Origin of the sequence: Paraburkholderia bengalensis (assembly GCF_037126505.1) — a bacterium.
GTDB lineage: Bacteria > Pseudomonadota > Gammaproteobacteria > Burkholderiales > Burkholderiaceae > Paraburkholderia > Paraburkholderia bengalensis.
On sequence record NZ_JACFYJ010000184.1, the window covers coordinates 1 to 6,630 of the forward strand.

At 67.1% G+C, this 6,630-nt stretch carries 8 protein-coding genes and 1 pseudogene; 4 read left to right on the top strand and 5 right to left on the bottom strand.

What is annotated here, in order from left to right; translation table 11 throughout:
* Nucleotides 1-76: 76 nt before the first annotated feature.
* From H3V53_RS41985 to fliF, 4 genes are read right to left on the bottom strand one after another with little or no spacing between them, the layout of a single operon-like run.
* Nucleotides 77-244 carry a hypothetical protein gene (locus H3V53_RS41985; protein WP_336602870.1) on the bottom strand — a complete coding sequence of 56 codons (168 nt, stop codon included), beginning with the start codon at nt 242-244 and terminating at the stop codon, nt 77-79.
* Complete coding sequence (gene fliH / locus H3V53_RS41990; protein WP_082426575.1) at nt 238-915, bottom strand: flagellar assembly protein FliH; 678 nt, start codon at nt 913-915, stop codon at nt 238-240. Before fliH ends, H3V53_RS41985 begins: the two co-directional genes overlap by 7 nt.
* Nucleotides 902-1,897, bottom strand: coding sequence for a flagellar motor switch protein FliG (gene fliG, locus H3V53_RS41995; RefSeq protein WP_054918359.1), 996 nt, complete (start codon nt 1,895-1,897; stop codon nt 902-904). The genes fliH and fliG overlap by 14 nt, the downstream gene beginning before the upstream one ends.
* Entirely contained in the window at nt 1,887-3,671 is a 1,785-nt protein-coding gene (fliF, locus tag H3V53_RS42000; RefSeq protein WP_336602867.1) for a flagellar basal-body MS-ring/collar protein FliF, read from the bottom strand. The genes fliG and fliF overlap by 11 nt, the downstream gene beginning before the upstream one ends.
* A gap of 239 nt (nt 3,672-3,910) precedes the next feature.
* Here fliF and fliE point away from each other — a divergent pair, with 239 nt between their 5' ends.
* From fliE to H3V53_RS42020, 4 genes are all read left to right on the top strand, one after another.
* Complete coding sequence (gene fliE, locus H3V53_RS42005; protein WP_054918361.1) at nt 3,911-4,246, top strand: flagellar hook-basal body complex protein FliE; 336 nt, start codon at nt 3,911-3,913, stop codon at nt 4,244-4,246.
* 373 nt (nt 4,247-4,619) lie between these two features.
* Nucleotides 4,620-5,054, top strand: a complete 435-nt coding sequence (gene fliS, locus H3V53_RS42010; RefSeq protein ID WP_336602868.1) for a flagellar export chaperone FliS — start codon at nt 4,620-4,622, stop codon at nt 5,052-5,054.
* On the top strand, nt 5,051-5,380 hold the full coding sequence (locus H3V53_RS42015; protein WP_054918363.1) for a flagellar protein FliT: 330 nt from the start codon (nt 5,051-5,053) through the stop codon (nt 5,378-5,380). The genes fliS and H3V53_RS42015 overlap by 4 nt, the downstream gene beginning before the upstream one ends.
* Nucleotides 5,381-5,447: 67 nt before the next feature.
* Nucleotides 5,448-6,569: a flagellar hook-length control protein FliK gene (locus H3V53_RS42020; RefSeq protein ID WP_336602869.1), complete on the top strand. Its 1,122-nt coding sequence runs from the start codon at nt 5,448-5,450 to the stop codon at nt 6,567-6,569.
* Here the strand turns inward: H3V53_RS42020 and H3V53_RS42025 are convergent.
* A pseudogene (locus H3V53_RS42025) lies at nt 6,532-6,630 on the bottom strand (alpha/beta fold hydrolase); the annotation flags it as partial. The gene H3V53_RS42020 and the pseudogene H3V53_RS42025 sit on opposite strands and share 38 nt — an antisense overlap.

Genomic DNA, 6,630 nt, shown 5'->3' on the forward strand with positions numbered 1-6,630 from the left:
GCGTTTTCTGGAAAGCACTGTTCCGGAGAGCGAGGAGATCCTCTGGGAGCCGGCTTTTGCAGCTTCAAACGGCGCTCTAGCGAGAAGTATTTCCATTGCCCGAAATCGCCGATTCCAGCGCGGCGAGCGACTCTTCCATTTGCGCGACGGTGAGCGCTTGCGCACCGAACGACGCCAGCGCCAGCTCGCGTTCGAGCGGCGTGAGGTCGCTGTGCTGGATGTCTTCGATGGTCGGCTTCACCATGTGCTCGCCTTGCCGAGCGCAGCGGCGACGCGCTCCCAGCGCGTGCCGATGCCGGCGTCGACTTCGCCTGTCGACGAAATGGCGCGGCAGCCGCCGCGTTCGATGGCGGGATCGGTGCGCACGTTCCAGCCGCGCGTCTGCAGTTCCTCGAGCAGATACGCTTCGACCACGGGCAGATCGGCGGGACTCACGATCAGCGCCGGCGCGCCGACCAGCGCCGGTTCCGTCGCCATCACCTCGCGCGCGGCGGCGATCAGCGCCGTCGGGTCATGCTGGACATGCTGGCGCACCACTTGTTGGGCGATGTCGAGCGCGAGCGCGACGATCGTTTCGGACAGTTCGTGTTGCGCGTTGTCGAGCGCCACCTTGAAGGTCTCGGCGAGCGCGGCGAGCTGCGCGGCTTCCGCGCGCGCTTCCGCCTGGCCTTGCTCGAAACCTTGCGCGCGGCCTTGCTCGTAGCCGGCCTGATAGCCGAGCGCCTGACCGGCGACGTGGCCCGACGCGACGCCCTGCGCATGCGCGGCGTCGCGCAGTCGCTGCAATTCCGCTTCGAACGCGCCGTCGTCGACTTCGGGTTCCGGCTCGGGAACCGGATCGAACGAGGCCATCTCCCAGCGCTGGTAGGCCGGGAGGCTTCCCTCGCGCATGGGGTCCTGGTCAGACATATGCATCTTCCGCCTTGCCGCCGATCACGATGGCTCCGGACTCGGCGAGATTGCGCACGACCTGCAGGATCTTGCGCTGTTGCGTTTCCACTTCCGACACGCGCACCGGGCCGCGCGCGTCGAGGTCTTCCGCGAGCAGCTCGGCTGCGCGCTGCGACATGTTCGACAGGAACTTCTGGCGCAGCGCGGGCTGCGCGCCCTTGAGCGAGATGATCAGCGTCTCCGACTCGACTTCCTTCAGCAGCAGCTGGATCGCGCGGTCTTCCAGGTCGAGCAGGTTGTCGAACACGAACATCTGGTCGATGATCTTCTGCGCGAGTTCCGCGTCGTACTGGCGCACGTTGTCGATGACGGACTCTTCGTGCTGGCCCGGCAGGAAGTTGAGAATTTCCGCCGCCGTGCGGATGCCGCCCATCGGGCTGCGCTTCAGGTTGTCGCTGCCCGAGAGCAGGCCCGTCAGCACGTCGTCGAGTTCGCGCAGCGCGGCGGGCTGGATGCCGTCGAGCGTCGCGATGCGCAGCAGCACGTCGTTGCGCAGCCGCTCCGTGAAGCAGGTGACGATTTCCGACGCCTGATCGCGGTCCAGGTGCACGAGAATCGTCGCGATGATCTGCGGGTGCTCGTTCTTGATCAGTTCGGCGACGGCCGCCGAGTCCATCCACTTCAGCCCTTCGATGCCGCTCGTATCGCTGCCTTGCAGGATACGGTCGATGATCGCGCCCGCCTTGTCGTCGCCGAGCGCCTTCGTCAGCACCGAGCGGATGTAGTCGTTCGAATCGAGCGACAGCGCGGTGTGCTTATCCGCCTCGGAGACGAACTCGTGCAGCACTTCGTCGATCTGCTCGCGCGTGATGTTCTTCAGCGACGCCATCGCGACGCCGATCTTCTGGACTTCGCGCGGACCCAGAAACTTGAATACGCTCGCGGCTTCTTCCTCACCGATCGACATCAGCAGGAGCGCGCTCTTCAGTACGCCTTCAGTGCTCATCGGACACCCAGCTCTTCACGACGGTTGCAACGATCTTCGGGTCCTGACGCGCGATCTGACGCGCATATTCAAGATTCCGCTCATATTTGGCCTTGTCGCTTTCCAGCGCGACCAGCGAACCTTCCACTTCTTCCTCGGCGGCGATGGCCGCGGCGCTCGGCAAGCCGTCGAGCACCGGCTCGTCCGGCGACGGCAGCGCGGCCACGGCCTCGACGGGCGGCGGGAACGCGCGGCGCAGCGCCGGCTTCACCATCACGAAGTAGAGGAACAACGCGACTGCGCCGATACCCGCATACGTCGCGATCTGCTTGTACATCGCGACCATGTCCTTGGTGCGCCACCACGGCAGGTCGGCATCGGGATCGGGAATCGTCGTGAACGCGCTGTTCACCACGTTGACGGAGTCGCCGCGCGCCTGGTCGAAGCCCATCGCATCCTTCACCAGCTGCGTGACCTGCGCCAGCTTGTCCGCGGGAACCGGCTGCATCGTCGCGTGGCCCTTCGCGTCGACGACGCGCATGTAGTTCACCACCACCGCCACCGACAGCCGCTTGATGCCGCCGATCGCCTTTTCGGTGTGGCTCACGGTCTTGTCGAGTTCGTAGTTGGTGGTCGCGTCCTTGCGATCGCTGACGGGCGTGGTCGTCACGCCGCTTGCGCCGTTCGCGCTCGCGACGATCGGTGCGGACGCCGGCTGCGGCGGCTGGTTCGACAGAGCGCCCGGCACGCCCTGGGCGCCGCTTTGCGACATTTCCGTCGCCGTGCTGGTCTGCTGGCTGCGGATCGCGGCCTGCTGCGGGTTGGCGTTCGGGCCGTAGTTTTCCGACGTCTGCTCGCCCTTCGAGAAATCGATGTCGGCGCTGACAGACGAATGGGCGTTGCCCGAGCCGAACAGCGGCGACAGGATCGCGTCGATGCGCTGCTGCGTGTTGTGCTCGATCTGCTGCACGTACTTGAGCTGCGTCGCGTCGAGACCGCTGCCGTTGGCGCCCGCCTGCGTCAGCAGATTGCCGTCCTGATCGATGATCGTCACGTTGCGCACGGGCATGTCGGGCACGGCCGACGAGACCATATGCGTGATCGCCACGACCTGGCCTTCGTCGAGCATGCGCCCCGGATACAGATTCACCAGCACCGACGCCGACGGCGCTTCGCGGTCGCGCACGAACACGGTGGGCTTCGGAATCGCCAGGTGCACGCGCGCCGTCTTCACCGACGAAATGGATTCGATCGTGCGCTGCAGTTCGCCTTCCAGCGCGCGCTGATAGTTGATCTGCTCGGCGAACTGGCTGATGCCGAACTTCTGGTTATCCATCAGCTCGAAACCGACCGAGCCGCTCTTGGGCAAACCCTGCGAAGCCAGCCGCAGACGCATTTCGTGAACCTGGTCGGCGGGGATCAGGATCGCGCCGCCGGCGTCGGAAAACTTGTAGGGCACGTTGGCCTGCTGGAGCGCGGCAACGATTGCGCCGCCGTCCTGATCGGAGACATTGCTGTACAGCACCTTGTAATCGGGCGCACGCGACCAGAGGATCAACCCGGCGATCACGGCCACCAGCACCGCGACGGCGAAGATCAGCGGCGCGCGCGGATTGCCGCGCATCTGCGTGAGCGACGCCGGGAGGCCCGGGAAGCGCGACGCGAAGCCGCTGCCCGTGCCGCCCAGGTCGACGCCCGCTGCGCCGGCCTGGGCCGCTCCCGCCGTGCCCGGCTGCGCGCCGGCGAGGCCCATGCGGGCGTCGGGGTTGATCAAAGAGTTGGCTGACGAATCCATGCGTCGGGTTTCTCCGGAATGCTTTTGCGTTTCCGCCCACCCCGCGCCCGAACCTGCGGCGCCTGTCGACGGAGACTTTCACGCTAGGGATTATCCGCATGGGGACGCAACCCGATGCGCCGAATAGCGGGGGGTTTCCCCCTTACTTTCGCGGCTTTCGCACAGGGCCCGCTGCTATGCTTCGTGTCCAATCGGTGCATGGCGCGAGGGCGCGCCGGCATCTCAACCGAGGAGAGAACATGACAACGGCGATCAATCCGCTCCAGCAGGCGTTGCAGCAGATGCAGTCGATGGCGGCGCAGGCCGCGGGCGGCAGCACGCCGGCTGCGGGCGAATCGGGCGCGGCCACGGCGGGCGGCTTCGCGTCGGCGCTGAAGGCGTCGATCGACAAGATCAGCAACGACCAGCAAAGCGCCGTCGGCGAAGCGCATGCGTTCGAGCTGGGTGCGCCGAACGTGTCGCTGAACGACGTGATGGTCGACATGCAGAAGGCCAACGTCGGCTTCCAGTTCGGCCTGCAGGTGCGCAACAAGCTGGTGTCGGCCTACAACGACATCATGCAGATGGCCGTCTGAGCGGCGCTCGCGCGCTGCCGTCCGACGTTGAGGGAAGGTTGGGCGGCGGTGCGCGGTTTATCCACGGTGCATCGGATTCCGGCGCTGGGCCTGCATCGGCCTGCATCGGGACCGGGTTTCGCCGGATGTGCCGTGCCGCTGCCTTTCGTGATCTGGCCGGTTTCGAGCGGCCGCCTTGCAGCGGGTTTCGCGTCTGCGTTTCGCGCGCGGCCGCGCTTTCCTGACGCTTGCTTCCAGCGGGCTAAAGCTTTATTCGTACGAACCGATAACCTTGTTACAAGGGCAGTCCGGAACGCGCGCCGCAAGGTGGCGCAGCGTCGGGCGCCCGTCCGCTGTCAGTTCGAACGTCACCCGCAATAGAGGAGGAGCGCCGATGTTTTCCCCGGGACACTCTGGAGCCAATGCTTATGCTCGCGTTGGCGTCGAGACAGGGGTGATGGGCGCGAGCCCGCACCGCCTGATCATGATGTTGTACCAGGGTGCGCGCAAGGCGATCGCGCAGGCGCGCATGCATTTGCAGCAGGGCGACATTCCGGCGCGCGGCGAGGCGATCGGCAAGGCCATCCAGATCATCGGCGACGGGTTGCAGCAGGCGCTCAACCGCGAAGCCGGCGGAGAAATCGCAGAGCGGCTCGATGCGCTCTACAGCTATATGACGCGGAAACTGCTCGAGGCGAATCTGAAACAGAGCGAAGCGCTGCTCGTCGAAGTCGACGGGCTGCTGGCGACGCTCGAGGAAGCCTGGGTTGGAATCGCGCCGGAGATTGCGCGGATGGCGATGCAGTCGTCCGCGGAAAGCATGAGATGAGTCCGAACGCAGACTATTTTGCCCGCTACGAGGCGATCGCAGCGATTTCAGTGCAGATGGTGATGGCGGCGCGAAATGCGCTGTGGAACGAACTCGTCCTGTTGCAGGACGAGTATCGCCATCTCGTCGACGCGCTGAAGCACGCGGAAGACGGCGTGCGCCTGTCCGACGACGAGCGCGCGCGCAAATTCGACCTGATCCGCCAGATTCTCGCGAACGACGCGACGGTACGCGATCTCGCGAACCCGCGCATGGCCAAGCTGCAGGCGCTGTTTGCGCCGACCCGCCCGGCCATCGTGCTGAAAGAACTTTACCAGGCGCGCTAAGCGCTTTCCCACAGTCCCATACGGCCGCCAGCGGCCACCCAGCGTCACTGCGCGAGAGGAAGCGGGCATGAACGGAATCGACACGGCGGTGGCTTCAGTGCTAGCCAGCCGCATCGACAGCCTGCTTGCCGTCGGCGCGCGCACGGGCACGGCCGCCTCGCAGGCGGACGCCTCGCTCAACGTCCGAACCCCGCCCGCACCGCCCATCGCGATGATGCCCGCGCCGTTGCCCGCATCCGCGCAGACGGCATTGTCAGCCGTCGCGCTGACACTCGACGCCATCACGCGCTCCGGCGGCGAAGCGACGCCCGCGCTGGTGGGACAGTTGCCCCTGTGGCCCGCGGCGCCCGCCATCGATATCGCGCCGCTGCCGCTGTTCGACGCAGGCGCAAACGCGTCGCAGGCGGCGGGCGCAGGCTACCCGGCGGCGGGCGGAGCGGGCGGATCAGCCGGAGCGGGCGCCTCGCAGGGCGCGCATGCGGCGCAGGCTTCGAACGCGGCCGCGGCTGTCGTCGCCACGCAAGTGCCCGTCGCCGAACTGGCAGCGGCGCTCAGGCGCACCGTCGACGAAAGCGGCCTCTTCTACGAATCCCATCTGGCGCAATGGCTGTCGGGGCAGCGGCCCGCGGGCTCGCTCGCGGGCGAGCCGCAGAACCGTCTCGCCGATCCCGCGTCGCAGTTGCCGCTCGAACTGAGCCACGACGCCGACGATTCAGGCTCGTGGGCGCAAGGCCGTCCCGCCGCCAACTCGCCGGCTGCCGCGTTCGCGGCCGCTGTCGCCATGGCGCGCGGCGCGCCAGAAGGTCCGCAGACCCAGTCGGCGCGCTTCACGACGTTCGATATGGCGACGCACGACATCATCGATACACACGACGACCCCGCGCACGCCGCGCAGCATGCCGTGGCGGGCAGCGCAGCCGGCGCGGGCGAGGCCAACGCCGCGCAGCAGAATCCGCTGTCGGCCGCGCTGCATCCCGCGACGATTCCCCTCGTGCGCCAGCAGCTCGATCTGCTCGCCACCGGGCAATTCCGCTGGACGGGCGAGGCCTGGCCGGGCGCGCGCCTCGACTGGACCATCGAGCAGGAGGGCGACGAATGGCGGCGCAGCGGCAACGGCGCCGCCGCCGCGGACGACGACTATCCGTGGCGCAGATCAAACCCTGCGACGGCTTCGCGCCCGGCCGATTGAAGCCATAGAACGGGCCCGACGGCACGTCGCGATAGAACTGGGAACGGTTGGCCAGTTGCGC

Coding starts and splice junctions, on each gene's coding strand:
- H3V53_RS41985 (WP_336602870.1), bottom strand. CDS start 244: ATGGTGAAGCCGACCATCGAAGACATCCAGCACAGCGACCTCACGCCG.
- fliH (WP_082426575.1), bottom strand. CDS start 915: ATGCATATGTCTGACCAGGACCCCATGCGCGAGGGAAGCCTCCCGGCC.
- fliG (WP_054918359.1), bottom strand. CDS start 1,897: ATGAGCACTGAAGGCGTACTGAAGAGCGCGCTCCTGCTGATGTCGATC.
- fliF (WP_336602867.1), bottom strand. CDS start 3,671: ATGGATTCGTCAGCCAACTCTTTGATCAACCCCGACGCCCGCATGGGC.
- fliE (WP_054918361.1), top strand. CDS start 3,911: ATGACAACGGCGATCAATCCGCTCCAGCAGGCGTTGCAGCAGATGCAG.
- fliS (WP_336602868.1), top strand. CDS start 4,620: ATGTTTTCCCCGGGACACTCTGGAGCCAATGCTTATGCTCGCGTTGGC.
- H3V53_RS42015 (WP_054918363.1), top strand. CDS start 5,051: ATGAGTCCGAACGCAGACTATTTTGCCCGCTACGAGGCGATCGCAGCG.
- H3V53_RS42020 (WP_336602869.1), top strand. CDS start 5,448: ATGAACGGAATCGACACGGCGGTGGCTTCAGTGCTAGCCAGCCGCATC.